The organism is Rhizobium sp. TRM96647 (genome assembly GCF_025780115.1).
Classification (GTDB): Bacteria; Pseudomonadota; Alphaproteobacteria; order Rhizobiales; family Rhizobiaceae; genus Mycoplana.
The window spans coordinates 1-25,329 of record NZ_JAOXHF010000017.1 but is presented as its reverse complement, the minus strand read 5'-3'; the positions used below and the strand labels follow the sequence as shown (position 1 = coordinate 25,329).

22 protein-coding genes are annotated in these 25,329 nt (G+C 60.1%); 7 read left to right on the top strand and 15 right to left on the bottom strand.

Annotated features, from left to right (window positions below; all coding sequences use genetic code 11):
- The first annotated feature begins 26 nt into the window (after window positions 1-26).
- From OCK02_RS23165 to OCK02_RS23155, 3 genes are read left to right on the top strand one after another with little or no spacing between them, the layout of a single operon-like run.
- Window positions 27-3,524, top strand: coding sequence for an HsdR family type I site-specific deoxyribonuclease (locus OCK02_RS23165; protein ID WP_263815065.1), 3,498 nt, complete (start codon window positions 27-29; stop codon window positions 3,522-3,524).
- 15 nt (window positions 3,525-3,539) lie between these two features.
- Window positions 3,540-4,922, top strand: coding sequence for an SIR2 family protein (locus OCK02_RS23160; protein ID WP_263815064.1), 1,383 nt, complete (start codon window positions 3,540-3,542; stop codon window positions 4,920-4,922).
- Window positions 4,919-5,977, top strand: coding sequence for a phosphomethylpyrimidine synthase ThiC (locus tag OCK02_RS23155; RefSeq protein ID WP_263815063.1), 1,059 nt, complete (start codon window positions 4,919-4,921; stop codon window positions 5,975-5,977). The genes OCK02_RS23160 and OCK02_RS23155 overlap by 4 nt, the downstream gene beginning before the upstream one ends.
- Before the next feature lie 52 nt (window positions 5,978-6,029).
- Here the strand turns inward: OCK02_RS23155 and OCK02_RS23150 are convergent, their stop codons facing one another.
- The 7 genes from OCK02_RS23150 to OCK02_RS23120 all read right to left on the bottom strand — a co-directional run bounded on the left by OCK02_RS23150 (window position 6,030) and on the right by OCK02_RS23120 (window position 15,842).
- The gene (locus tag OCK02_RS23150) at window positions 6,030-6,329 is read right to left on the bottom strand and encodes a hypothetical protein (RefSeq protein WP_263815111.1); all 300 of its coding nucleotides are present in this window, start codon (window positions 6,327-6,329) and stop codon (window positions 6,030-6,032) included.
- A complete protein-coding gene (tnpC, locus tag OCK02_RS23145; RefSeq protein ID WP_263815062.1) occupies window positions 6,329-7,966 on the bottom strand; it encodes an IS66 family transposase in 1,638 nt (545 codons plus the stop codon). Before tnpC ends, OCK02_RS23150 begins: the two co-directional genes overlap by 1 nt.
- A 59-nt stretch (window positions 7,967-8,025) precedes the next feature.
- Window positions 8,026-8,376 carry an IS66 family insertion sequence element accessory protein TnpB gene (gene tnpB, locus OCK02_RS23140; protein WP_263815061.1) on the bottom strand — a complete coding sequence of 117 codons (351 nt, stop codon included), beginning with the start codon at window positions 8,374-8,376 and terminating at the stop codon, window positions 8,026-8,028.
- On the bottom strand, window positions 8,373-8,762 hold the full coding sequence (gene tnpA / locus OCK02_RS26270; RefSeq protein WP_412178905.1) for an IS66-like element accessory protein TnpA: 390 nt from the start codon (window positions 8,760-8,762) through the stop codon (window positions 8,373-8,375). The genes tnpB and tnpA overlap by 4 nt, the downstream gene beginning before the upstream one ends.
- Before the next feature lie 181 nt (window positions 8,763-8,943).
- Window positions 8,944-10,830: a UvrD-helicase domain-containing protein gene (locus tag OCK02_RS23130; RefSeq protein ID WP_263815060.1), complete on the bottom strand. Its 1,887-nt coding sequence runs from the start codon at window positions 10,828-10,830 to the stop codon at window positions 8,944-8,946.
- Window positions 10,830-12,926 (bottom strand): ATP-dependent nuclease, encoded by a 2,097-nt coding sequence (locus OCK02_RS23125; RefSeq protein WP_263815059.1) that lies wholly within the window; start codon window positions 12,924-12,926, stop codon window positions 10,830-10,832. The genes OCK02_RS23130 and OCK02_RS23125 overlap by 1 nt, the downstream gene beginning before the upstream one ends.
- A gap of 1,221 nt (window positions 12,927-14,147) precedes the next feature.
- Entirely contained in the window at window positions 14,148-15,842 is a 1,695-nt protein-coding gene (locus OCK02_RS23120) for a KAP family NTPase (protein ID WP_263815058.1), read from the bottom strand.
- A 42-nt stretch (window positions 15,843-15,884) separates the two neighbouring features.
- Here OCK02_RS23120 and OCK02_RS23115 point away from each other — a divergent pair, with 42 nt between their 5' ends.
- Complete coding sequence (locus tag OCK02_RS23115) at window positions 15,885-16,124, top strand: hypothetical protein (protein WP_263815057.1); 240 nt, start codon at window positions 15,885-15,887, stop codon at window positions 16,122-16,124.
- Between the two features lie 156 nt (window positions 16,125-16,280).
- Here the strand turns inward: OCK02_RS23115 and chrA are convergent, their stop codons facing one another.
- From chrA to OCK02_RS23095, 4 genes are read right to left on the bottom strand one after another with little or no spacing between them, the layout of a single operon-like run.
- Window positions 16,281-17,693, bottom strand: coding sequence for a chromate efflux transporter (gene chrA, locus OCK02_RS23110; RefSeq protein ID WP_263815110.1), 1,413 nt, complete (start codon window positions 17,691-17,693; stop codon window positions 16,281-16,283).
- 28 nt (window positions 17,694-17,721) lie between these two features.
- The gene (locus OCK02_RS23105; protein ID WP_263815056.1) at window positions 17,722-18,162 is read right to left on the bottom strand and encodes a YqaA family protein; all 441 of its coding nucleotides are present in this window, start codon (window positions 18,160-18,162) and stop codon (window positions 17,722-17,724) included.
- Window positions 18,163-18,204: 42 nt separating this feature from the next.
- The gene (locus OCK02_RS23100; protein WP_263815055.1) at window positions 18,205-19,416 is read right to left on the bottom strand and encodes a nickel/cobalt efflux transporter; all 1,212 of its coding nucleotides are present in this window, start codon (window positions 19,414-19,416) and stop codon (window positions 18,205-18,207) included.
- A gap of 9 nt (window positions 19,417-19,425) precedes the next feature.
- The gene (locus OCK02_RS23095; protein ID WP_263815054.1) at window positions 19,426-19,701 is read right to left on the bottom strand and encodes a metal-sensing transcriptional repressor; all 276 of its coding nucleotides are present in this window, start codon (window positions 19,699-19,701) and stop codon (window positions 19,426-19,428) included.
- A 155-nt stretch (window positions 19,702-19,856) separates the two neighbouring features.
- Between OCK02_RS23095 and OCK02_RS23090 the strand changes: the two genes are divergently transcribed.
- The gene (locus OCK02_RS23090; RefSeq protein WP_230808308.1) at window positions 19,857-20,069 is read left to right on the top strand and encodes a hypothetical protein; all 213 of its coding nucleotides are present in this window, start codon (window positions 19,857-19,859) and stop codon (window positions 20,067-20,069) included.
- A gap of 36 nt (window positions 20,070-20,105) precedes the next feature.
- On the opposite strand, the gene OCK02_RS23085 is transcribed toward OCK02_RS23090, so the two are convergent.
- The 4 genes from OCK02_RS23085 to OCK02_RS23070 all read right to left on the bottom strand — a co-directional run bounded on the left by OCK02_RS23085 (window position 20,106) and on the right by OCK02_RS23070 (window position 22,718).
- Window positions 20,106-21,233: an alginate lyase family protein gene (locus OCK02_RS23085; RefSeq protein ID WP_263815053.1), complete on the bottom strand. Its 1,128-nt coding sequence runs from the start codon at window positions 21,231-21,233 to the stop codon at window positions 20,106-20,108.
- Between the two features lie 62 nt (window positions 21,234-21,295).
- Window positions 21,296-21,556 (bottom strand): hypothetical protein, encoded by a 261-nt coding sequence (locus OCK02_RS23080; RefSeq protein WP_263815052.1) that lies wholly within the window; start codon window positions 21,554-21,556, stop codon window positions 21,296-21,298.
- 83 nt (window positions 21,557-21,639) lie between these two features.
- Complete coding sequence (locus OCK02_RS23075) at window positions 21,640-22,140, bottom strand: DUF192 domain-containing protein (RefSeq protein ID WP_263815051.1); 501 nt, start codon at window positions 22,138-22,140, stop codon at window positions 21,640-21,642.
- On the bottom strand, window positions 22,140-22,718 hold the full coding sequence (locus OCK02_RS23070; RefSeq protein ID WP_183808218.1) for a cold-shock protein: 579 nt from the start codon (window positions 22,716-22,718) through the stop codon (window positions 22,140-22,142). Before OCK02_RS23070 ends, OCK02_RS23075 begins: the two co-directional genes overlap by 1 nt.
- A gap of 193 nt (window positions 22,719-22,911) precedes the next feature.
- Here OCK02_RS23070 and OCK02_RS23065 point away from each other — a divergent pair, with 193 nt between their 5' ends.
- Window positions 22,912-23,352: a VOC family protein gene (locus tag OCK02_RS23065; RefSeq protein ID WP_263815050.1), complete on the top strand. Its 441-nt coding sequence runs from the start codon at window positions 22,912-22,914 to the stop codon at window positions 23,350-23,352.
- Window positions 23,353-23,734: 382 nt separating this feature from the next.
- Window positions 23,735-25,060 carry a YcbK family protein gene (locus OCK02_RS23060; RefSeq protein WP_263815049.1) on the top strand — a complete coding sequence of 442 codons (1,326 nt, stop codon included), beginning with the start codon at window positions 23,735-23,737 and terminating at the stop codon, window positions 25,058-25,060.
- Window positions 25,061-25,329: the final 269 nt, after the last annotated feature.

Below are 25,329 nucleotides of genomic sequence, written 5' to 3'. Positions count from 1 at the left end.
TACCGACGGAAACTCAACGAAAACTCATGATCGAGTGCGGGCATCGTTGCTGCGTCTGCGGCGAACACGTGTCGTTGGAGAAGGCCCACATTGTTCCTTGGTCCACCACCAAGGATCATTCTTTTGAGAACCTTCTGGTTCTGTGCAGTCTCTGCCACACTCGATCTCATGACGAAAACTGGGATAAAAAGACGCTCAAGGACTACAAAGCACTGCCTTGGGTCGCCAGATACAAGGGTGTTCCCAGCGATTTCGGGCCCAAGCAACTTGTCACTCTGAAACTGGACACGACCAAGGAAGATTTCGAGAAGGACAAGGAACGCGTGCTGGTCGCGATCGCTGCGGTCATCGATGCATCTCCAAAGGACATACTTACAGTGTCGGTGAAGCAAGGTAGCATTATCTTGACAGTTGCGATCCCAGCGGATGGCGCGGACCGCTTGCTGCACTCTGAAGAAACTCAGTCAGAATTGGAGGCGCTTCTCGATCCAATCCAGCTAATCGGGATCGAACCCGGAGCAGAAAGCTCGTCTTATCCGGACGAACGCGCTCGCCGGATCGCCAGCTTTAATGAAAACAACACAGTCGAAGCCCATCTTCGCGATATCCTCGCGGGGCCGTCGAGCCACAGACCGCGGGATCTTAGTCCTGGCCTCGCAAGGACTGGCAAACGGATTGCTGGCCTCGGGTGGCATTACGTCGCCGCCGCCGAACTTCCACGGCAGCCACAGGAAGTGCTGGTCGAACCTTATCTGCGCGACGCCCTGATCCGACTGAACCCCGACATCGCCGCCAACCCCGGCCGGGCCGACGACGTGCTCTACCGTCTGCGTGCCATCGTCATGGGCGCGCGGTCGGATGGTCTGGTGAAGGCGAACGAGGAATTCGCTGCGTGGCTGCTCGGCGAACGCTCAATGCCGTTCGGCGCAAACGGTGAACACGTCACCATTCGCCTGATCGATTTCGAGGATGTTGAACAGAACAGCTTCGTCATCACCCAACAATTCACCATCCGCGCCGGCAAGACGGAAAAGCGCGCCGATCTGGTGATGCTGGTCAATGGCTTGCCGCTGGTGTTGATCGAGGCCAAGACGCCGGTGCGATCCAGCCAAAGCTGGCTTGACGCCGCGCTTCAGGTGCATGACGACTACGAAAATAATGTGCCGGAGCTGTTCGTGCCCAACGTCTTTTCCGTGGCGACCGAGGGCAAGGAGTTCCGCTACGGCTCGGTCCGGATGCCGGTCGACATGTGGGGCCCCTGGCGCGACGGCGACGGACCGCAGACGATGGGTGCGGTGGAAAAGGCCGCCACCTCGATGCTGCGACCGGCGATGGTGCTGGATATGCTCGACAGCTTTACCGCCTTTGCGACGCAGAAGGGCAAGCACCGCATCAAGATCATCGCTCGCTATCAGCAGGTGGACGGCGTCAACAAGATCGTCGAACGGGTGGTAGTGGGCCAGCCACGCAAGGGTCTGATTTGGCATTTCCAGGGTTCGGGCAAATCACTGCTAATGCTGTTCGCTGCGCGCAAGCTACGGCTGCACCCCGCGCTGAAGAACCCCACGGTGCTGATCGTGGTCGACCGCATCGACCTCGACAGCCAGATTTCCGGCACCTTCTATGCCGCCGACATGGCCAACATGGTGCGCACGGAAAGCCGCAAGGAACTGGCCGATTTACTGGGCAAGGACGCGCGGAAGGTGGCGATTACCACGATCCACAAATTCGCCGAGGCCGACGGCGTGCTGAACGACCGCGACAACATCATTGTGCTGGTGGACGAGGCGCACCGCACCCAGGAAGGCGATCTGGGCCGCAAGATGCGCGAGGCGTTGCCGAACGCTTTCCTGTTCGGTCTGACCGGCACCCCGATCAATCGCGCCGACAAGAACACCTTTTATGCCTTCGGCGCGGATACCGACGAAGGCGGCTATATGAGTCGCTACGGTCTGAACGACTCGATCCGCGACGGGGCCACGAAGGAGCTGCATTTCGAACCGCGCCTGGTGGACCTGCACATCGACCAGCAGGCCATCGAGGACGCCTATGCGGAACTGACGCAGGGTCTGACCGATGAGGACAAGGATCGGTTGGGCAAGGCCGCGGCCAAGATGTCGATCTTGGTAAAATCACCCGAGCGCATCCGCGCCATATGCAGCGACATCGCCAAGCACTTCCAGGAAAAAGTCGCCCCGAATGGATTCGGCGCGCAGGTGGTGACTTTCGACCGGGAAAGCTGCCTGCTCTACAAACAGGAACTTGACCGGCTCCTGCCGCCAGAAGTGTCGGACATCGTGATGTCCGTGAATAGCGGCGAACCGGAATACGCACCTTACAAGCGCGACCGTGATGCGGAAGAAAAGCTGCTCGACCGTTTCCGGGATCCGAAGGACCCACTAAAAATCATCATTGTAACGTCGAAGTTGCTCACCGGCTTTGATGCGCCGATTTTGCAGACGATGTATCTGGACAAGCCCCTGCGCGACCACACGCTGCTGCAGGCAATCTGCAGGACGAATCGCCCGTACGGCGAACAGAAGACGCATGGTCTGATTGTCGATTACCTCGGTATATTCGATGACGTCGCGCAAGCCCTGCAGTTCGACGAAGAGGGGATGAAGAAGGCGGTGTCGAATATCGCCGAACTGATCAATGCTCTCCCGACCGCGCTCCAGAAGTGCCTCGCCTACTTCGCGGGCGTCGACCGCGGTCTTACCGGGTATGAGGGTCTGATCGCTGCGCAGGAGTGTATTCCGAACAACGAGCTGCGCGACGCATTCGCAGCCGATTTCAGCGTTCTGACGCGGATATGGGAAGCGCTGTCACCGGATCCTGTCCTGACGCAGTACGAGAAAGACTATCGCTGGTTGGCACAGGTGTACGAGTCCCTAAAGCCTTCAACGGGGACAGGGAGATTGCTGTGGCATCGCTTGGGTGCCAAGACCATCGAGCTTATCCATGAAAATGTCCATGTGGATGCCGTCCGGGACGACCTCGATACGCTGGTTCTGGACGCTGAGCTGCTTGAGGCTGTGCTCGGGAATCCCGATCCGGAAAAGAAGGCGAAGGAGATCTCCATCAAGCTGGCGGGGCGCCTTCGGAAACACGCCGGCAATCCGAAGTTCAAGGCGTTGGGTGAGCGTCTCGAGGATCTGAAAAACCGGCACCAGCAGGGTCTGCTCCTGTCGATCGACTTCCTAAAGGAGCTTCTGTCGCTGGCGAAGGACGTGGTGAAGATCGAACGCGAGACGCCCGAAGAAGAGGACATTGACCGCGGCAAGGCGGCGTTGACGGCGTTGTTCGAGGAGGCCCGAAACGGCGACACGCCGGTGATGGTCAAGCGGGTTGTAGACGACATCGACGAGATCGTGCGCGCCGTCAGGTTCGATGGCTGGCAGGCTACGCATGCCGGCGAGCGCGAGGTTAGGAAGGCGCTTCGCCAGACGCTCTTCCGTTACAAGTTGCACCAGGATGCAGAGCTCTTCGAAAAAGCATATGGATATATTCGGGAATATTACTGACTAGGACGGGACTTAATGAATCCGACGATTTCAAAAGAAACCCTTGTTGAAGAGGTCAGTAAGGCCGCATTTACCGGAAATGCCGCCGCGTTTGTTGGCGCCGGCATATCCACACCCTCAAAGCTTCCGAACTGGATGGATCTATTGCGACCCTTGGCGGAGCCAATGGGATTGCAGATCAGAGAGGAAGATGACCTCCCGGGGATTGCTCAATACATCGTCAACATGTCCGCTGGATCTCGCACTTCCTTGTTCGCGAGAATTCAAACTGCCATTAAACAGTCGAAGGCAAAGCCAAATCACTACCATCAGTCGCTCGCCCGTAGCGCGATCGATTTGGTCTGGACTACGAACTATGACGACCTCTTGGAATCGGCCTACCCGGTTGGCGCTCCTGTTGTCCATTCGAGAGACACAGACATAGCGCACCACCATGAACCGGGGCGACGCGAAATTATTAAGGCGCACGGATGCATAAATCGCTCCTCTGCGGATGAGCTCGTCATTACGCGTGAAGATTTCGAAGATTATTTCGTGAAACATCCACTGATGGCGGAGCGACTGAGAAGCGATCTTCAGCGAAAAACGTTTCTGTTCGCAGGCTACGGCTACGGTGATCCTAACATAGCAAGCATTTTGGTCGAGGCGCGAAGGCTGGCGCGCAAGGTGCCGAAACAGCGTTACATGCTTCAACGGAAGGCTGACCCGAGCAAAGCTCCAGATGCCATTCAAAGGCAACAACAGTGGGCCATGGACCTGCGGCGAATAGGAATTGACTGCGCCATCGTAAACAACTTCGATGAGTACGCGGCTGCTTTGGATAGCATTGCACTCAGGTCCCGAGGCCCAACCATGTATGTTACCGGTGGTCATACCGCAAACAGCAAACTGGCTGAAGAAGTCGGCAGAGAGCTAGCCAAGCGAACCGATGTTTCAGTTGTCTTGTTTGATGGACAGTCCACAGGCGCAAGCAGGAGCGTTATACAGGCGTTTGTAGATCAGGCAGCCAAGGATAGGATCGATTTCCGAGAGCGGATTCGGTACTTTCCCAATCCTTATGCACAAGTTCCCGCTCTCTCAAATGATCCCGAACTCTTGCCTCGCCTCAAGGAATGGCGGGCTGAGATGCTTCGATCGGCTAATACCGTCTTAGCCTTCGACGGAGGAATGGGAACTCGGGCCGAGGTCGAGCTTGCTGCTGATCTCGGGTGCAACATCTTGCTGTGCGCCGAAACCAGTGCGGGTTCGTCTGCTTCTCTGGCCCAGATAGCGCATATCCGGAAACTCCTTCCAAATGACCACGGGTACCTAAGCTCCACAGACAGCGGAACTCCGATGCAGCCTGCAGAAATCATCGACCTTGTGTTAGCAAAAATGCCTCAGTGGAAAAGTTGGTGACGCTCGTTTTTCGTCCAGATGGTGCTGCATTGGACGTTGGTCCCGGAAAGCCAACTCGCGTCAACGCGTTGATCGGTGCCAGCCACCGTCGCAACGTTTCTGACCAGCTTCGCAAACTCGAGGCATTGAGTGCAACCGCCGCGCCATGCCAGATCGTTTCCGATTTGAGCATTGTCCAAAACAACCCTTCCATTTGGAAAGCGATACTAGATTTTGGGTACTTCGCTGCGACGTTACCGATTTATACGGTCGAACCTCGTCAACAAGGTATTGACGAACAAGAACTACTAGATCGGGTCAGGGAACAGGCCGAAGGTGGGGTTGGCATCATCACCATTCATCCTACCCCCACCCAGGAAATCATCACTCAGGCACAATCTCGATTAGTGCCATTTACTTCCAGAGGCGGAGGCATTGTCATCAAAGACCTTGCGGTCTCGCGACGCCGGGAAAACGTTTATGTGCGCATATTGCCTGACATCATTTCTATCTGCCTGAAGTATAAAACCACGATCAGCCTTGGAGCTTCGTTCCGGTCTGCCAACATCTTCGATAGCGCCGATGCTGCACAGATGTCCGAAATCAGACTACAGCTCGAACTAGCCCAACAGATAAAGCGTGAAGGGGTTGGGGTCATCATCGAGTCCCCTGGCCATGCGCGGCCCAGTTCGATTGCGTTAATCGCGGACGCACTTTCATCAAGTGGTGTCCCAATTATGCCCTTAGGACCAATCCCCACAGACGTTGCCGTGGGGCAAGATCATGTTTCGTCCGCCATTGGAGCTACACTCATGGGCTTGAAAGGCGCCGCTCACATATTGGCTGCCGTCACCCGAGAAGAACACACGGGCAATATCCCGACAATTCCCTCGACAATCGAGGCTGTCAGGGCTGCGGCTATAGCCGCCCACGTGATCGACATAGAGATGCTCGGAGCGATCGATGAAGATCTAGCAATAACTGAGCGGCGCGCTGCCACACGCACCTGCGTCGATGGAAAGGTTAGCAAAGGGTGCAATCGATGCGCCGCCAAATGTCCGCTTTACGCAGTGTAAAGCGGCGGAAATTATTTCCTCAATAGTATCCATCCGGCGTAGGCCGCACCGCTTATGATTTTGGCTGGTCTTCCATGATGCGCTCGATCTTTTCCTGGTCGCATTGCTCGTCGCCAAGGAACTGGCGAACGCCGCCCTCCCAGGTGCGGATGTCGGCGAGGAATTCCTTCAGGCTCTCGACGCCCCGGTCGGTGAATGTCGTGATGCCCTCTTCGCTGCCGTCATGGGCATGGATCATCTCGCCATAGTCGATATTGTCGGAGTTGCTGGCGATTTCCTGGATGAGTTCGAGGTTTTCGCCGATCAGCACAGCGACGTAGCCGATCGTGTAGACATGCGTCGGGCGGCCCATCAGGCGGCCATCTGTCGGCCGCTGCCAGCGGCAGACCAGTTCCAAGGCAGCAGTTCCGGCAGTCGTGATACGGGAATGTTGGGCATACGGGCGAGGATATCCGCCAACCAGGCCTGCGGATCGATATCGTTCATCTTAGCCGTGACGATCAGGGAATACATGAAGGCAGCACGCTCGCCGCCGCGCTGGGAGCCAGCGAATAGCCATGCCTTTCTTCCCAGAGCGATCCCGCGCAGGGCACGCTCTGCCGCATTGTTGGACATGCAGAGCCTGCCATCGTCGAGGAACCGGGTGAAGGCTTCCCAGCGCCCGTCCTTGTCGAACATGTAGTTGATCGCCTTGGCGACGGGATTGTGCTTCGACATCTGGGAGCGCTGGACTATCAGCCAGTCGTGCAGGTCCTCGACAAGCGGACGAGTATGCTGTTGCCGGGCAGCTAATCGGTCCTCTGCGGACGTCCCGTTTATGCCCCGCTCGATGTCGAAGAGCACGTCGATGCGGGCTACAGCCTCAAGCGCGACCGGCGATATCTCATGGGCAGGTTTGCCCTTGCGCACGTTGCCGGCGATGTCGGCCAACTCGAAGAACTTCCGTCGCGCATGGCTCCAGCAGAGCGCGCTCTTGATTGGTTCGGGGCTGCGGCCGGCACGATAGAGGTCGTTGTAGCCGCCATAGGCATCCGCCTGCAGTATTCCGTGCCATCCGGCAAGATGCGTGTTGGGATGGGTCTTCTCCCGATCTGGTGAGAAGTAGAAGAGTGCCGCAGGAGGCGCGCCGCCCGCGAATGGATGATCATCGCGAACGTAGGTCCATAACCGAGCCTGCTTCGTTGCGCCCTTGGCCAGCAGCGGCACGGTAGTGTCGTCGCCATGAAGCCGCCCGGCGTCCAGCACATGGGCGCGGATCAGATCATGAATCGGCTGCAGCGCCGTTGCGCAGGCTCCAACCTGGTCGGCCAGCGTAGAGAGGCTGAGATCGACGCCCTCCCTGGCGTAGCGCTCAGCCTGGCGGTTCAATGGCTGGTGCTGGCCGAACTTCTCGAACAGGATCGTCGCGAGCAAGTTCGGTCCCGCCCATCCGCGTGGTGTCGCATGGAAAGGTGCGGGTGGCTGGCTGATCTTCTCGCAGTCCCGGCAGGTGAACTTCTCGCGCACCGTCTGGATCACCTTCCACTGGCGCGGGATCACCTCCAGCGTCTCGGTGATATCCTCGCCCATCTTAACGATCTTGGCAGAGCCGCAGCAGGTGCAGGTCGAAGGAGCTTCAATGATCAGCCGTTCGCGCGGCAGGTGCTCGGGAAACGGCTTGCGGACCGGCCGGCGGCGTTCAAAGGCTGGAACTTGCGCAACCTCCGCCGCCACGCGTTCCGCGGCGATCTCGTCCTCGGTGGCGTCGGCCTCAAGTTCTTCGAGCTGCAATTCCATCTGGTCGATCAGGCGGGCGCGTCGTTCCGAACTCTGACCGTATTGCTCGCGACGCAACTTGGCGATCTCGAGCTTGAGGTGCCGGATCATCGCCTCGGACGTCGTCACGACAGCTCGCACCTGAGCGAGATCAGCCTCGGCGGAGGCGGCACGCGCCTCCGATGCCGCAAGCGCGGCCCGTAACCTGGCTATCTCCGAAGCAGCGTCGTCCATGGCCGAAAGCTACCATGCCGCTTGTTAAAAGCCCAACAAAAACAGAGGAATGTTCGCGATCAGCCTGCCGTTGCAGGTCGCTGCGTCCAGCGTGGATTACGCCAGTCGATCCCTTCCAGAAGATAGCCGAGTTGAGCCGCCGACACCGGCACGGCGGAGCCATTCTGGCTAATCGGCCAGATGAACTTCCCTGCCTCCAGGCGCTTCAGGTAGAGCGACATGCCGACGCCGTCATGCCACAGGACCTTGATCAGGTCACCTTTGCGACCTCGAAAGCAGAAGACCTCGCCGCCGTGAGGATCGCGGCCAAGCCCCTGTTGCACCTTCAACGCCAGGCTGTTCATGCCACAACGCATGTCGGTCACACCGCCCGCAATCCACACCTTCACCCCGGGCGGAAAGGCGATCATGACGCGTCCAGAACCGGCAACAGCCGAGCAAGGATAGTTGGATCAAGCGAAGCCGGGATCGTCAGGCGACGACCGTTCGGCAGGCCGATCTCGATCGTCCTGTCGTCTTCAGTCGGCGATGGGGCCATCTCGAAAGATACCGCCGGCGGTGGCGAAATCGAAAGCGGCACGAAGCCCGTTGACGCGGAAACGTTCAGAAGCCCGCTTCGGTATTCCCGACGCCAACGGGTCAACAGTGACCGCGACAATCCATAACGCCGCGCCGTTACCGAGCCCTGCCGAAAGCCTTGCAGGCTCTCCTCGACGATCCGAACCTTCTCTTCGTCCGACCAATCCCGCCGGCGACCAACATCGTCGACAGACAAAAGCTCAATGGGGGAAATCAATGTAGCGCATGACATAAGCCATGGACTTAGAGCTAATCACCAACTCAAGACAGACGGCCTTCGCCGCAGGCATACCCTCAATACGTCCGCGCAACATTTGCGATTAGACAGTCGCATCGCCCACCAATGTGTCTGAGGTACCGCGATTGCGCTCTGCTCGGTGAGCACCCACTACCGCTTGTCAGTCCACGAGTCGATCAAGCGCACTGGCCTCAAGTTCAGGAATCTCCGCGGCCTCCACCATCGCCCATAGCCGTGTGACCCGGCCGATCTGATGGCTCGTCGTCGTTACAAAAAATCGATCGCGAGCACGAGAAGCTGCCACGAAGAAGGCCAAGGTTTCCTCATCCATGTCCGCGTTTGAGTTAAATCCGTCGTTCTGAAGATGAAGAAAGAATACCGTGTGCGCCTCCAATCCCTTGCTTTTGTGAACAGTCATCAGTTTTACTTGATTTCTGCCCTGAAATTGCGCAATCGCGTCGTGCCACGTCTCAGCCGACCCTGCGCACTCCTTCAAAAAGGTAACTGTTGCAGAGTATATGGCCTCGAACCTAACCGGGTTTGCATAATCTGGCGCCAGTTGTGAAAGGGTAGTCGTCCCGAGGGAATCCAAGATGGCCGTTGCGACGGTCTCGGCCGCGGTATCCGAAGGAGCGTTGGCTGTAGCGGCTCTAGCGATCTTCAGCGCCTCTCTAATCCTTTGCTCCACCTTTAGCTCGGCTGCCGGCCTGTCGTCGCGATTACCAAAGATCGGCCCGATCATGTTGCGAAGCCTATGAAACGGGGCACCAGTCCGGTCATCGATTGCCATCTGAAGTGCACAGATCACAACATCTGGAAGCGGCTCGGTCATCAGTTCCTGGATCTGAATTTCTCCCAGAGATCGCGCTTCGTTGCGAAGCGTCAGGCCCTCGCCGACAAAAGCGAATGCTAGCTTGTCTTCGAGCTTGTCCGCTCTTTGCCGCGCCAGAAGCATGAAGTCCTCAGGCTTGCAACGTCCGGAACCGACCGCTGCTGCGATGGACTTGGCAAGAGTGTTGGCCTCTTCTCCAGCGTTCTGAAAATGAATCACTCCATCTGTGAGGCTTGGAGCGTCAGCTTGAGCGCGTGCAGAAGCTACCGGGACCGCGTCAGGTTCTATGTCCGCTGCCATGGCATTTACGATTGCAACAATCCTGAGATTGGACCTGAAGTTGGCAGTCAGTGCGACGACGTCTGCCTCAAAATTTTCTGCAAACTCCTGGAAGATACCCGATCGGGCTCCTGCAAAAGTCATGATTCGCTGCTTGCTGTCACCGACGGCCGTGATTACCGTCTCGGATCCGAGGAAAGCTTGCTTCAGCAACGCATACTGCAGTCCGGTAGTGTCTTGGAACTCGTCGAGAAATAGATGAGAGTAGGTCAGACGCAGTGCGGACCGCACGGTGGGATTATGCGCCAAGATCGTCATTGCCAGGGTGGCAATCATTCCGAATGTTAGCTGGTGAGTTCGGTCCGACCTCAGACATGCCGCCCAGTAACGAAGTCCCGCTTGGTTAGGAAAATCATCCTTTGTGGCGTTTAGTGGCAACGGTCCCGGTCCTGCGGTTAAAGTTGAATGACCACGGTCTAGTTCCTTGCCGGTTATCGAGATGTTGGCACTTCTTCGAAGCCTGTCAGCGAAATCATTCCAGTCCTGCCAACCTGGCATTATTATTTCATAGTTTCGCTCTGGTCGGCACCACGTTGGAAGCGTCGACCGGAATCTGTCTACGATGCTCTTGGCAAAGGCGTCGAAGGTGTAGCTCTCCAGGCGCGTTCCGAGATCTTCACCCGTGCGTGCAGTCACGCGATCCTTGAGGTTTTTTGCGGCATCACGCTTAAAGCTGATCGCAAGAATCCTGCGGGGTGCCTTGCAGGTGTTAGTTTCAAGAAGATAGCTGGCACGTTGCGCCAGAAGCTCAGTCTTGCCCGCACCGGGGCCCGCGACAACGGCTACGCTTTTGTCGCTCTTAACAACGTCAAGCGCTGCAGTGTCTAGGTTGATACCATTCCCCGGATGCCATCGGGCTCGCTCGATGATCGACACTAGAAATCTCCCCCGATGTATGGAGAAAGCAGATCTTGGCAGCGTCCAAACAGGGCCACAAGTGGCTCGGGGCACCCGGCTTTCATTTTATCGCTGGGGATACTCGAGAGCGCTTCGACGTGGGAAACCGGCTTACTGTTCGACTTGAACAACGCGTCGTACTGCGCCAGCTCCAAGGCAGTGAACCGATCCGCGGCTTGATAGGCGTCCAGGCCAAGACCGTCTTTACCGAAAACAGATTTCTTGTAGCTGTCGGCATCATCCGGCGCATCAATCGACGCCACCTCACCATATCGGTCCGGGAAAGACTTGACCATCATCATGTCGAGGTCGAGGTGGCTGGAGTAGAAGACGTTGTTGAAGCGAAGCCATGACATCCAGAAACCAATATCGATCTCGGTAAGAGTGTCCCATTGCCCGGCTTTTCCGGGACGAGGAAGTGGCGGCGTATTCACCCCGATTTTCCCAAGCTGGTCTGCCGCGTACTTCAATCGCCTCGGCCCGGCGCCGGAGCGTCCTAGATCGTAATCGAGAAGGGTTACATAAGGGATCTTTAGACCGTCCAGCAAACGCCAGAAATGATTGACGTGCCTCCCTCCGAGTGGAACGAACGCAACAAAAGCTGGATCCAGTTCCATTTCCGAATCGAGTGATCGTGCAAGTCGCGGCAGGACAATCTGCTCGGAGCGTCCCTCACCAAGTATCACCAAACGAGCGAAGTAGAGCTCGGGGTGGCTAGCAACTGCTTCCTGGATGAATTTTCTAGCGTCCGATTTGGATTCAGGCAGCGGGACTTCCTTCACGCTCGACGTAAGCGTGATCGGATCCTGACGTACATAGCGGACCTGCTCGGGATCCACCCTACGCAAAGCGCTGGCTGAATGCGTCGTAAGAATCGCCATGACGGATTGGCTCTGTGCCTGCTCTCGCATGAGGTTGACCATCCGCGAGAGGTAGAAAGGAGCCAAGTGGTTTTCAGGCTCCTCAAGCGCTATAATCGTAAGCCAAGGACGTGCAACTTCAATTGCGAGGAATCCTTCTGGCTGCGAACGGGCAAGTTCCTCATCCAGCTTGAACAGTGTGACAACGATTGCAATGTAGAACAATGATGCTTGCCCCTCGCTGAGTTCATGGACAGAGCGGTGTCGCCCACCAGGTCCGGGTCCGAGCGTGAGCGAAAGCTCGCGAAGTGCTCGCTGAAGCTCCCGAGCGAGGACAGTTAAGCGGGGAGTTCGAAGGTGACGCCCCTCGAAAAGCCGGCCCCAGTTTGTTGAAAGCTCTTCACTTATCTTTTTGATAGCTGGCATGGCATCAAACAGGTTCTGCATTGCCTCCCACTGTTTGGCCATCGGCTCTCGGCCGCCTTCCCAATTCCCGTGCCGTTCAAGCCAGGCGAGCATTTCTCGAAGAGCGAGCTTCAGTATCGCATTACCGTCTCGTGTCGCCGGAAGATATCGTATCTGGAAGCGCCGGCGGTCGTTCGAAGAGAATGGAAGTTTAGCAATGTCGCGCTCTCCAAACGGCACCTCGTCCAGGCTTGTGATCCAAAACATCTGTGCGCTGATATCATCCTCATCTATGCCGTATATCCAACTCGCCTCCAATCGAATCCTAGCCTTGAGTGGTTGGCCGGGGCCGGAAGATGACATCGCCCGAAAGATTTCAGCCACTGAATCCGCCTTGTCCTCATCAATTCCGTTGCTCAGTTCGGGAAATCCAAGAATGACTTCGATCTCGACCTCTCTTTTGTCGACAGATCGAATCTGATCCTCAGGCAGAACAGCCTCACCTAGTCGTTGGTCAAGCTCGTCCTCCGAGTTTGCATTTGCCTCCTCGACCGTGCCAGGTGTTTCGCCTGGGCCGAAATGGACGTCTTCACGTGTCAAACGGCGGTCTTCCGCGCGGGTTGCAAACAGCTTCTGTAATGCGGCAACTATCGCCGTCTTCCCGGCCCCGTTTGCGCCGACTACGGCAGTGAGTGCAGGATCAAATGAAATGGTCTGCGCTTCATCTCCAAAGCAACGAAAATTCCGAAGCCTTAAGCTCTCAATATGCATACGATCCTCAGCGGACTCAGTTGACGTCAGTGATTCCATACAACCAGCTATCGCACCGACATGCAATTGAAGAGGGATACAACTCGAAGCAGCAGAGTCGGATGATCGAACAAGGTCTTTTGTTGCAATGGCTTGCCCCCCTGGAATTAGCCTTGGCCTATCGTGGCCGCGCTGCGGCTGCGACCATAATTGTGAAGCGGACGGCGCTTTCAGAAGCTCCAGTGAACGGTGCGAACGACAGACCTGAGGGCGCGTCGCTTCCGCGCTCTGAGTGAGGGCACGGCACAGCGCCGATGATACGGCCAAACCCTTTTGGAGCTCGAACACCAGCACGGCGAAAATCCGGAGGCGGCTCTGAGTTGACGAACGTGCTTAGCTCAGCGGCGCGCATGGCCCGGACACGAAGGGACGAAAGCCGCCTGACAGCAGTCCAGCATGGCAACTGCATCAAGTCCGAAATAGGGGTCGCGAACCAATCAATGTCGGTGGCTCCGCGAGTCTGGGTCTTCCCGCCCAAGAGCGCCTTCAGCGCCTGACCCTAACCAAGGCAGCACATCAAGGGGCGGCGACGCGAAGTCGAGACAATGACGGCGAATCCTGGCAGGGAAAGGTTTCGGGATATAAGTCGCCGCCTTGAACGGCTGAAATGAAGCCGCAAAGTGCCGGGCACTTTATGGCCGCCTCACCGCAAACTTGAGGTCCGCAAGCGGAAATTATTACCGCTCGCTCCATCCTGTTGACTGATGCCCAAAGCCAGGGCACAAAGGTGGCATCCACGGTCGCTCGCGGCAGGAAAATATAGGGAATTCAAAGGAAATTTCAATAAGCTATTGAAATCATGTGAGAATCCAGGTTAGCCAGGCAGGCCATTTTTTACCTATTTTCCTCCGCTATGGAGTTGTCATTCCCCACCAGAAATCGCGGCGTCTTTTCAGACACTTGGCTCGATTTCGCGTCAATTGGAGTGGGACGTTTGCCAGATCCCAGAGATGCTTCGCACTCTCAAAATGACGGCTGGGGACCCTGTTCTAGTGCGTCAAACAGTCTGTGACGAACGACGGCTTTTGGGCCGTCAGCAGACCGTACGCTGTTAGGACCACTAACGCGAAAAGCGGACACCCGAGGCGGGTACAAAGAAGGCGGATCGTGCGCGAGCCATTGAGCGCCAACCACGCCCGCTCGCGGTCAGAGAATCTCTAGGCGCGGTTCACCTCCACCTTTACAGGATTGCCGCCCGCGAAGAACAAATCAATGGTGACTTTAAGCTTGAGGCACGACGACACTGAACTTCTCGACACGAAGTCGATTGATCGCGCTCTCTTGCCCAATCCTCTGTAGGGCTGACACGGCCTTCGCGGAAATGCTCTTCATCCTCTCGTCTGCGTTTCCGATGTTTCGGAAGTAGGTCAGTCCATAGACGACCAGGCGCAGCTCCTCGTCTTTTGCTGATTTCATGGCGGCATAGAAATCGTCGGTACTATGCTTGTCGAGGAATTCAAGGGTGCCCTCGCTCCATCCCCTGTCTCTCACGATAGCGGTCGCGACACCCTTCAGAGTTCTGTCGTCAGCGAACGCACCAGCTTTGGCAGCGAAAGCCGCGATCACATCTGGATCCTCGATATTGAAGCGCGGCGAAACAGGATCTCCCACCCAGAAGTCTTTTCCGTCATCTCGGCTGTCCACGTAGTCCTTGATGAGATCGTCGAGGCCGTCGCCATGACCGAGTTTCTTCAGGGTAGCGATCGAGGCGGAAAGGTTCGCAGGACTGATTGCTGCGGAGTTGTCCCTGATCGACTGCTTCAGCTCCGTGGCGAAGGCATCTGCATTGTCATCGAAAGATCCATGGTAGATGTCCCACACGTTGCTGAACGCGGCATCCTGGTCCTTGAGTTCGAGCCTTCCCGTCAGCACATCGGCTTCTCGCCGCAGGGAAACTTCATCGTAAAAGCCGCTGCGGATGCAATCGAAGACGACGAGATCAAGGCCGTCTGCTGTGAAGAACTCATATCGCTTCAGCAGCTCGGAATGCTGGATCTCCTCTGGAGTTCGCTCCTCTCGGTCACCGAAGAGGTCGGCATAGGGGCGATGCTTCAGGATGGCATCGATCGGTGGTGCTTCGGTGGGCTGGTAGATCGCGAAGCCGAACAGGCACGCGCTATGGAAGGCCTGCTTGATGATGCGCTCGTCATAGCCCTCCAAAACCTCTTCAAGCCGACTGCAAATTCTAAGGAGCTTGAAGATCGTCCGGATGTTAGTGATTTCTAGCTTCGCCGCATATTCTGCGACCATCTGGGTCAGGAGGGTCGTTCGATCCGGGACAGCTATGGCAACCGCCTCGCTCGCCGTCGGAGCGAATGTCAAATTGATGTCGATTACCTTTTCCAGTTGAACGCGGAAATCCTCGGCATTCTGCCCTTCCAATGCCTCACTGTTCAACAGCAGCACCACCTTGCAATTCTTCTTCTCTTTGAGGAAGGAGATCAGCCCCAGCACATCCTTCAGGTCGAGGCCGTCGCTCATGCGCTCAAGATCGTCGAAGCATACGATCTGGTTTCGCACGTCGAGGAATCCGGCTTCAACCAATCCTCCGTAGTCGGCAACAACGGGGATGCCACGGATCAATCCGATCCCTGCACGCCACTTGGACGACAGTTGCGCCAAGCGTTCGGATACGCTGCTGAAGGTCGCTTCCAGCCTCTCCTTCTCGCTGAAAGCTGCAGCTTGGACTGTGTTCTCGAAAACTGATCTGCGAACATCGCTTAGGGTCTCAAGGCCGAACAACGAGACGTAGGCATAGCGCGGCGGCCTTACCGTGGCATCCTTGAATGCAGCAGTGAGCAAGGTGTCCCAAGTATGGGTCTTGCCAACGCCCCACTTGCCGCTCAAACAAAGCGCAAGTTTATCCTCCGCCTTGAGAAATCGACGGATTTCGTTCTTCACTTGCTCTGTGCTCATGCTTTAATCCCGCAGCCGTCCCACTGCCGAAGGTTGTAAGTCATGTTGATGTTCTTGGCGAGCGTCCTCGATCAGACGGATCTCGCGCTTGAGCATATCCAGAACGGCAGCGTCCATGATGCCCGCGTTGGCCTGGCTGCAGGAATGTCTGGTTTCAGAAACGGGCCGGAAATACCTGAACGACCAGGTGGAAGGCGCAAAGCTTTCCAGCGCCTTATGGCGGGCGTACCGCAACTTTCAGGTCCGAAAGCGGAAATTATTGCCGCTCGCCCGTCCGGTTGACTGATGCCCAAAGCCAGGGCACAAAGGTGGCATCCACGGTCGCTCGCGACGGGAAATCAGAGGGAATTTTAAGGCTCTTCCACTAAGCCGTTGAAATCATGTGAGAATCCAGGTTCCCCAGCCAATCCCCCGCTAAATCCGGCCTTCTCCCTACATTCACCTCGCCCCTGCGACGTGCCAGGCCATGCCGGCGAGCGCGCAGCAGGCGATGGTGGCGATGACGGAGAGCTTGAAGCGGAAGATGGCGAGGGCTGCGGCGGCGCTGAGGGCGAGCGAGGGGATCGAAAGGGTGGACCAGACGGGTAGCTCCAGCCATAGTGGGCCGAGCCGCAGGATGTCCGTTCCGGCAAACAGGAAATGCAGGCCGAACCAGAGCGCCAGATTGACGATCACGCCGACGACGGCCGCGGTGATCGCCGACATCGCGCCTGCCAGTGCGGCGTTGCCCCGCAGCCTTTCGATGAACGGGGCGCCGAGGAAGATCCACAGGAAGCACGGCAGGAAGGTGACCCAGGTGGCCAGCACCGCCGCCAGCGTCGCCGCGGTCATCGGATCGAGGCTGCCGGGATTGCGGTAGGCGCCCATGAAGCCGACGAATTGCAGGACCATGATCAGCGGTCCCGGCGTCGTTTCGGCCATGCCGAGGCCGTCGATCATCTCGGTCGGCTTCAGCCAGCCATAGTGCTGGACCGCCTCCTGGGCGACATAGGAGAGCGCCGCATAGGCGCCGCCGAAGGTGACGACGGCCATCCTGCTGAAGAACAGGCCGATCTGCGTGAACACGTCGTCGCTGCCGAAAAGGACATAGAGCAGCGCCACGGGGCCGAGCCACAGAAGAAGCAGCACGGCGCTTATCCGCAGCGACCATCGAAGGTTCGGCCGGGCGTGTTCCGGCGTGCCCTCCCCCAGCACCGAATCGTCATCGGAAAGGCCCGCGCCAGCGCCCGCCCTGTCGCCGGCGCCGGGTTTGAAAAGGGTCGCGCCGGTCCGGGAGCCGACAAAGCCGGCAATGGCCGCGGCAACGATGATCAGCGGAAAGGAGATGCGGAAGAAGAAGATCGCGATAAAGGCAACCGCAGCGATCGCGATCATGGCAGGGCTGCGCAGCGCGCGGCTGCCGATGCGGATCGCGGCCTGGACGACGACCGCGAGCACGGCCGCCTTGAGGCCGAAGAACATGCCTTCGACCACGCCGACATTGCCGAAGGCGACATACAGGTAGCTGAGGGCGAGGATGGCGAAGAATCCCGGCAGCACGAACAGCACGCCGGCGACGAGGCCGCCCGCGGTCCTGTGCAGCAGCCAGCCGATATAGACGGCAAGCTGCTGCGCCTCCGGCCCGGGCAGCAGCATGCAATAGTTCAGCGCATGCAGGAAACGGCGTTCGCCGATCCACTTCTTCTCGTCGACGACGATCCTGTGCATCAGCGCGATCTGCCCGGCGGGCCCGCCGAAACTCAGCGCCGCCACACGGAGCCAGACATGGAAGGCCTCGCGAAAGGAGATGCCATGCGCCATTCCACCGTCCTTCTCGCCACGACGCGCGCCGCTGGCGACGGCAGCAGACATCTTCATCTGTTCATTCCCCTCCACCCCGTCAACTCCAGGCACCGGTCGCCAGTGCAAGCACAGCATAGCGACCGACCTTGGCGACCGATACCAGTACCAGGAATGTCGCAAACGGCACCCTGAGGATGCCGGCTGCGACCGTGATCGGATCGCCGACGACCGGCAGCCAGCTCGCCAGCAGCGACCACTTGCCGTATCGCCCGTACCAGCGCCCGGCCATCTCGAGGCTTTTGGCGGAAACGGGAAACCAGCGCCTGGTCCGAAAGCGGGCTATACCGCGCCCGAGTGACCAATTGACGACGGAACCGAGGATGTTTCCGACGCTCGCAACGGTGACGAGCGCGACGACGGGATAGTCCCCGGTCAGGATCAGGACGACGAGCGCCGTCTCCGACTGCGCCGGAAGGATGGTCGCAGCCAGGAAGGCTGCCAGAAAGAGGCCGAGATAGGCGCCGACCGCTGCGGTCATGTCACCGCTCCCCATGTGGAGGGAAAGAACCTTCGGCGCGCGTCATCCCTGCTCCGTCGCCGCCGCCGGTTCTGCCTGCGCCGACAGGCCCTGCAGGCCGTGGAATCCGACATAGAGCCCGACCAGCACGATCAGAAGGCCGGAGACATAGGGCGCTCTGCGAGCGAGCGTGCCGAACCAGCTCCAGCGCGTCGTTGCATGGCGGACGCTGAGGGCGGCCAGCGCCCCGACCGTCACGAGCGTGATGGCAAGGCCGATCGAGAAGCAGAGGACGAGGGCGAAGCCGAGGGTGAACTCGCGCAGTTGCAGGCAGAGGAGCAGGACCGTGATCGCGGCCGGGCATGGAATGAGGCCGCCGGTCAATCCGAACAGAACGATCTGCCAGGTCGTCACCTTGCGGTCGGAAAACCTGCGGCGGATGTCGTTCGCATGGGCGCGCTCGTGCGCATCCTGGTAGCCATCCGCGTCGACGTCCGGTCCCAGGACCTGGTCGTGTCCCTCGACGAAGGAGACGTCGTAGTCGTGGCTGTGGTTGCCATGCCCCAGCGAGAGGCGGGCGGTGAAGGCGTGCGGCTCGGCGATTTCCGTCGTCGATTGCAGACAGGCGCCGCAGTCGGCGAACCGAAAATCCTGCCGCGTCCCGTCCGGCCGCTCGATGGGGACGGTGACGTCGGCTGCGCGCCAGGCATGACCGCCAAGGGTTCGCAGCCGGAAGACCGGAGGCACGCCGTCCTCGAAGATGGCAAGTTCCACGACGCCGTGCCCGGTATCGATCCGCCGGGTGTCGCCCTGGGCCACAGGGTCCGGCCGGTCATGATCGTGGCCGTGCGCCCCATGGCGATGGTGGGCGTGGTCATGGTTGTGGTGATGATGGTCGTGCGTTATGCCGGCGGCCGATTTCGCCTGCCGCTGGTCCTGCCATGTCCGCCACAGCATCCAGAGCGCGATGGCGATGATGATCGCTCCGGATACCAGCTGGAAGTAGGGCTCGAAGACCTCGGCATCGACGTCCCGCCACAGGTACATGCCGGCAAAGGCGATGCCCCAGACGACGGCCGTGTGCGAGATCGTCGCGGCAAGGCCGAGGAGCACCGCCTGCGCCACGGTTCCCCGGACAGCAACGATGAAGGCGGCCATCATCGTCTTCGAGTGGCCGGGCTCGAGGCCGTGCAGCGCGCCGAGCAGCACGGCGCTCGGAATGAACAGCCAGGCATGCGCCGATCCCTGTCGGATCAACTCGGCGAAATCGGGCATCGTCTGACCTCAGAGATACTTGGTGATGGCCTTGAACTCGTCGATGGACCGGCGCTGGTCGCGCGCCAGCGATCCGACGGCGTCCTCCAGGCAATGATCGAGGTGATCCTGGATCAGCGTCCGCTTGGCGTTGACGATCGCCTTTTCGACGGCATGGAGCTGCTGCGCCAGATCGAGGCAGGGCTTGCCGTCCTCGATCATGGTGATCACGCTCCTCAGGTGCCCCTCGGCGCGGCGCAGCCGCTTGACGATCTCGGGATGGGTGTCGTGCTTGTGTTCCGTCATGACTACTTCCTATCCCCCTGGATAGGATGTTGCAAGAGACGCATGCGCAGTTTCCCGCCGACGTCAACCGCCCGTCATCGTGGTGGCGAAAGGCGCGTTCCGGAACTATCATCGCTGTACCGTTTCCCTCTCGTCGCACCGAAAGGACAATGGTCATGGAACAGGCGACTGCAGTTGAACTGGCCCGGGAATACATGCGGCTCGGCGGCCACAGGCTGTCGAAGATCGACGACGACCACGTCGCCACGCGGACGTGGGAGCACGATACGCCCGAGGCCGAAGCCTACTGGAACGAGAACATCGAGCCGCTCGACGAACGGCACAAGCGCGAGGTGATCACGCTCCTGCCCTCGATCAACCAGGTCTAGTTCAGACGGCGAACGCGCCCGAAATCACGGGCCTGCCTATTGCGAACCGTCGTCGCCGTGGGTGAACTCCGTGCCTTCCGGGAAGAGCCCGGACATGCGCTGCTGGACGCGATCCATGGCGCCGTTCAACTTCTTGGCCTGCACCTTGTTGTCGTTGGCATAGAGGCGCTTGGCCATCGGCGCGTAGCCGTCGAGCAGCCTGCCGGTGCGGCAATCGCGGGCCTCGGAGCCATCGGTCAGGGCGCGCGACATGTATTCGATGCCTTCCATCAGGATCGGCTGGATGTCGCCCTTGTGCCTCATCGACAGCAGCGTGCTCCGGCCCGACTGGTTCATCTCGATCTGGGCGGCCTGGGTCAGCCCGATCAGCGAATATTGCGGATGGACGCAGTCCCGGTCGCGCAGTTCCTTCACTTCGCCGTCGTCGGCGACGATCTCCGGCAACTGTCGCTGCGCCTCCCTGAGACCGGCCCTGTACAGCCGCTCGTCGTTGTTGAAGACCCCGAGCGTCATGTCGGCCAGCGCTCCGGAGACGCCCTGGTTGTCCGAGCGGTTGCGCCGCATCTCCTGGCGCTGCTCGTGCAGCCGCCCCAGGAACGCGCGGAACTTGCGGACGTCCTTGTCCTTCCACTCCGGCCCCGGCGCGCCGTAGGGATGCTTGTAGTAGAGGATGATCTCGGCGGCATTGGCCCAGATCGGGATCGCCCAGGCCGCCTCCAGCGGGATCTGCCCGGGCCCGGTCTTGGTGCCCTTCTCGCGGGTCAGCGCCACGAACTTGTCCGCCCAGGCGTTCATGATCTCGATCGATTTCGCGCGGTAGCGGTTGTCGCCCGTCTTCACCCAGCGCAGGGCGGTGAAATAGGCGGCCGCCATGTCGTTGCGGAAGCGCTTCTCCGATTCGTTGCTGGTTCGCGCCACCACGACCACATAGTCCATCGGCCTCGGCTGGTAGTCGGCCGAAAACCGCCTGTCCTTGTCGAGAGACGCATAATAGGCCTGCCGCCGATCCGACGAGCGGGCATCCTTCTCCAGCCGCGACAACACGTTGAGCCGCCCGGCGGAATTGATCAGCCCCGGATGCTTGAATTCGGCGGCCAGGGCATTGGCTGCAAGCAGAAGGGCTGCCGCCAGCGTGAGGGCCGCGTGGGGAATGCGAAGGTTCATCTGTGTGTCCGCTCTTTTCTGCCGCCTGATTGGAAAACGCCGGTCGAAACGCTGATAGTGCGTCAACGGCCCCGGGCCGGTTCGCCGCCCGGCGCATAATAGGTCTTCTGCTGGAAGGCGAACACGTTGCCACAGCGGCAGCGCACCATGTGCCTCGCCGGATCGCTGGAGGCGCGCTCGGTGGAAAAGCCCGCCGGCATTTCGTCGATCCTGAAACCCGGGGTCTTGCGCCGCGGGTCGTCGTCCTCGGAGACCTCCGCGAAGCCCGTGCGCCCGCACTTGGAGCATTCCAGCTTCCTCGAATATCGATCCCGTGCCGCCATGTCCGCTTCCACCGTCCGTTCCTGCGGGGCCTGCTTACACGGATTCGGTGCCGGCCCCAATCCGCTCCTGCCCGCCGTCGCGCTCAGGGCTGCCCGCCGCCCCCCGATATCACCGGACTTTCGACGCGGTCACCGGTGCGGATGCCGAGCTTGCGCGCTGTGCCGCCGTTGAGTTCGAGGACATAGGCCACCGGCACGCGCGAATCGATGATCGCCTCGGAATGCGGTTCGGCGTTCTCGCGGATGGTGCGGATCGCGCCGCCTTCGTCGATGAAGAGCATGTCCAGCGGCAGGTAGGTGTTCTTCATCCACATCAGCACCTGGCGGGTCTCGCCGAAGGAGAAGAGCATGCCGCGGTCGGCCGCCATGGTGCGGCGGTTCATCAGCCCCTGCGCGCGCTGGCGGGGCGTCAGCGCCAGTTCGACCGTGAACGCATGGCGGGCGCCGCCCTGCGTGACGATCGAAAGCTGCCCCTCCTGGAAGGTCTCTTCCGCCAGTGCCGGTGCCAGGCCGGCAAGCAACAAAAAAAGCGCCACGAGGGCGCTATGGACGCGACGAAGCGCCGGGCGGACGGCCGTGGCCATCAGTGCGCCCGGTTGCCCGGCATCGGGTTGTCCGGATGGATCTCGGCTGCCATCAGGCCCTTCTCGCCGTCGCCGAAGCGGACGAGCACGACCTGGCCCGGGCGAAGCTCCGTCAGGCCGAATCGGCGCAGCGTCTCCATGTGGATGAAGATGTCCTCGGTCCCCTCCCCGCGGGTCAGGAAGCCGAAGCCCTTCGTGCGGTTGAACCACTTGACCAGCACCCGTTCCAGCCCGCTCGTCGCGGTGACCTGCACATGCGTCTTGACCGGCGGCATCTGCGAGGGATGCACCGCGGTCGACTGGTCCATGGAAAGGATGCGGAAGGCCTGGAAACCGCGGTCGCGGCGCTGGATCAGGGCCACCACGCGGGTGCCTTCCAGCACAGTCTGGTAGCCGTCCCGGCGCAGGCAGGTGACGTGCACCAGCACGTCCTGCATGCCGTTGTCCGGCACGATGAACCCGAAACCCTTGGCGACGTCGAACCATTTGATGACGCCGGTGATCTCGATCAGGTCGACCGCCTCGCCACCCTGGTCATCACGCTCCGTGATTTCCTTCGTAGACATCCTGTCCGCCATGATCTGCCCAGCCCCTCGATTACGCGTCACATTACGGTTAACTGATTCTTGCCAATCAGAATAACATCGTCCCATTGCGGTAGGGCAAGCCTTCACGAAAAGTTTTGCCCGTAACCCTCCATAGACCACGAGGCTTGCCTCTGGCTGACAATCTCCTATCTTCCCGCCCATTCGTTCATTGAGGATTTGAGGCATGCGCTACCTACACACCATGGTCCGGGTCACCGACGTCGAGCAGTCGCTCCGCTTCTATCGGGACCTGATGGGCTTCGTCGAAACCCGCAGGATGGAGAACGACAAGGGGCGCTTCACCCTGATCTTCCTCGCGGCCCCCGAGGATGTCGCCTCGGCAAAAGCGAGCGCCGCCCCCTGCATCGAACTGACCTACAACTGGGATCCGGAGACCTATTCAGGCGGGCGCAATTTCGGCCACCTCGCCTATGAGGTCGACGATATCTACGGCTTCTGCCAGAAGCTGATGGACAACGGTGTGACGATCAACCGGCCGCCCCGCGACGGCCACATGGCCTTCGTGCGCTCGCCCGACGGCATATCGTTCGAGATCCTGCAGAAGGGCGAACGCCTGCCGCCGGCCGAACCCTGGGCCTCCATGGCGAACACCGGCAGCTGGTAAGCCTCGCACAACGCTTGCCCTTTAGCACTCATTATCGATCGCAGGCGCCTGCCTTCCGGTCGTCGCCCCGGGTCAACGGCCCGGGCACGGCCGACTGCAACGCCCGCGCGCAATTTCACCACGGTTTCGCCGTCTTTTGCCCGGAATATCCCGCGGCTGTCGGCGGGTGGATGATTCCTGAGGGAGGAGAGCCCCGGCGCCGCCCCGATGGCTCATTCCGGTGGAATTTCGAGCAAGCGGCCCGCATTGCCATGCGGGCCTGCGGGGGAGCCACGACGGGCCATTCCTTCCCGAGGAGCTTCCCGGATGCGGACTAGCACGGCCGATCCCTTTCGGCCGGCGCAAAAAATGCAGGGATCCGAACCTCATGACGACGTGCGGAATGGGTAGACATGCGACAAGGCTGCGGAACGGGCTGCTGATGGCCGTCTCCGCGCTGGTCCTGAACGGCTGCGTATCGGCATCGGGGGACATGCAGTCCGAGGACGACGCCGCCCTTTCGCAGGCGACCTCGAGCCAGCAGGAACAGGCGCAGGCCGGCGAAGACGGAGCCGCGGACGGCTACCGCGACCCGCTGGTCAATGCCGGCCGGGGTTCCGCCGGGGGCGAAGGTCCGTCGGCGCGCTCCGCGACCGGGAGCGATCCATCCGAACCGTCGAACTTTGCCGATGCGGTCATGCAGCCCGCCCAGGTGAACGCCAACCAGACCAGTATCTTCGCCTCCGCCGCGCCGGCGGCCTCGTCCGATACGCCCGCGGGCGCCGACCCGGACCCGTCCGGCCGCGCGATCACCAATCTCTATCAGGCCAATCTGGGCGCCCTTCCCGCCAGCGGCGCCACCACCGGCTCGATCCCCGCTGCTTCTGGCTCACCGGCCGCCCCCGGCACACCTCCTGCCTTCGACGAGGAAGCGTCCGTCGTTCCCGACCACGTTCCCGTTCCGACCAGCGTCCGCTCGGCCCTGGTGGCCGAGAGCGAAGGCAACGATGCCCAGCGCGCGCTGGCGACGACCGTGAGCGATGGCGCGCCTGCCACGGAGACGGCAGCCGCCGCCGGCACCGCTGACGACGACAAGCCGGCCGATGGTTCCGAACCGCGGCTGACGCTCGCCGCACTGTTTGCAACCAAGCGCAAGACGCCCAACGCCGATCCGGCCGGCAAACCGGCACCGGCGCGGCAGGCGCGGCTCCTCACCCGCGAGACCGCCGCCGCCCGCCAGACGGCCGCACTGGTGCCCACCGCCCTGCCCGGCGTCCTGTCGACCGCAGCTCCCGTCGACCATTCCGAGCTCGAGGAGGACGGCCCAGACGAGGACGACAACGGCGTGACCGAGATCGCCTCGCTTGCGGGACTGGCCCGCCTGTCGCCGAACGGGCTTTGGCTGCAGACGGAGAAGGTCAATACCGGCTGCTTCAAGCCGGAACTGCTGGCCGTCCTGAAATCGGTCGAGCAGCACTACGGCAAGCCGGTCATCGTCACGTCCGGCGTCCGCCCGATGAAGCGTAACCGGACAAAGCAGTCGCTCCACACCCGCTGCGAGGCGGCCGACATCCAGATCGCCGGCGTCAGCCGGTGGGAACTCGCCGAATACCTGCGCAGCAGGCCGGGCCGCGGCGGCGTCGGCACCTACTGCCACACCGAATCCGTCCATATCGACATTGGCCCGGAACGCGACTGGAACTGGAAATGTCGCGGCCGGCGCAAGTAGCCATCCTCCTTCGCCGAGGACTACCGGCGGGCGCCTCGGAGTGCGTGTCCGGGCCAGGCTCACAAGAACTGTCCGCAACGCATTGATTACAAGAGGATTTCCCGCCAGGGCGATTCGCCGGGGGACAGATGACGTTTTTTTGACATCCCACCCCTTTGGCGCTTGCACAACCGCAAGACGCCCACTATAAACCGCCCCGCACGCGCCCTTCGTCTATCGGTTAGGACGTCAGATTTTCATTCTGAAAAGAGGGGTTCGACTCCCCTAGG

Coding starts and splice junctions, on each gene's coding strand:
- OCK02_RS23160 (WP_263815064.1), top strand. CDS start 3,540: ATGAATCCGACGATTTCAAAAGAAACCCTTGTTGAAGAGGTCAGTAAG.
- OCK02_RS23150 (WP_263815111.1), bottom strand. CDS start 6,329: ATGGGCCGCCCGACGCATGTCTACACGATCGGCTACGTCGCTGTGCTG.
- OCK02_RS23060 (WP_263815049.1), top strand. CDS start 23,735: ATGGGTAGACATGCGACAAGGCTGCGGAACGGGCTGCTGATGGCCGTC.
- OCK02_RS23090 (WP_230808308.1), top strand. CDS start 19,857: ATGGAACAGGCGACTGCAGTTGAACTGGCCCGGGAATACATGCGGCTC.
- tnpB (WP_263815061.1), bottom strand. CDS start 8,376: ATGATCGCCTTTCCGCCCGGGGTGAAGGTGTGGATTGCGGGCGGTGTG.
- OCK02_RS23120 (WP_263815058.1), bottom strand. CDS start 15,842: ATGAGCACAGAGCAAGTGAAGAACGAAATCCGTCGATTTCTCAAGGCG.
- OCK02_RS23115 (WP_263815057.1), top strand. CDS start 15,885: ATGTTGATGTTCTTGGCGAGCGTCCTCGATCAGACGGATCTCGCGCTT.
- OCK02_RS23165 (WP_263815065.1), top strand. CDS start 27: ATGATCGAGTGCGGGCATCGTTGCTGCGTCTGCGGCGAACACGTGTCG.
- tnpC (WP_263815062.1), bottom strand. CDS start 7,966: ATGGACGACGCTGCTTCGGAGATAGCCAGGTTACGGGCCGCGCTTGCG.
- OCK02_RS23080 (WP_263815052.1), bottom strand. CDS start 21,556: ATGGCGGCACGGGATCGATATTCGAGGAAGCTGGAATGCTCCAAGTGC.
- OCK02_RS23065 (WP_263815050.1), top strand. CDS start 22,912: ATGCGCTACCTACACACCATGGTCCGGGTCACCGACGTCGAGCAGTCG.
- OCK02_RS23105 (WP_263815056.1), bottom strand. CDS start 18,162: ATGACCGCAGCGGTCGGCGCCTATCTCGGCCTCTTTCTGGCAGCCTTC.
- OCK02_RS23100 (WP_263815055.1), bottom strand. CDS start 19,416: ATGCCCGATTTCGCCGAGTTGATCCGACAGGGATCGGCGCATGCCTGG.
- OCK02_RS23095 (WP_263815054.1), bottom strand. CDS start 19,701: ATGACGGAACACAAGCACGACACCCATCCCGAGATCGTCAAGCGGCTG.
- chrA (WP_263815110.1), bottom strand. CDS start 17,693: ATGTCTGCTGCCGTCGCCAGCGGCGCGCGTCGTGGCGAGAAGGACGGT.
- OCK02_RS23125 (WP_263815059.1), bottom strand. CDS start 12,926: ATGGAATCACTGACGTCAACTGAGTCCGCTGAGGATCGTATGCATATT.
- OCK02_RS23085 (WP_263815053.1), bottom strand. CDS start 21,233: ATGAACCTTCGCATTCCCCACGCGGCCCTCACGCTGGCGGCAGCCCTT.
- OCK02_RS23070 (WP_183808218.1), bottom strand. CDS start 22,718: ATGGCGGACAGGATGTCTACGAAGGAAATCACGGAGCGTGATGACCAG.
- OCK02_RS23075 (WP_263815051.1), bottom strand. CDS start 22,140: ATGGCCACGGCCGTCCGCCCGGCGCTTCGTCGCGTCCATAGCGCCCTC.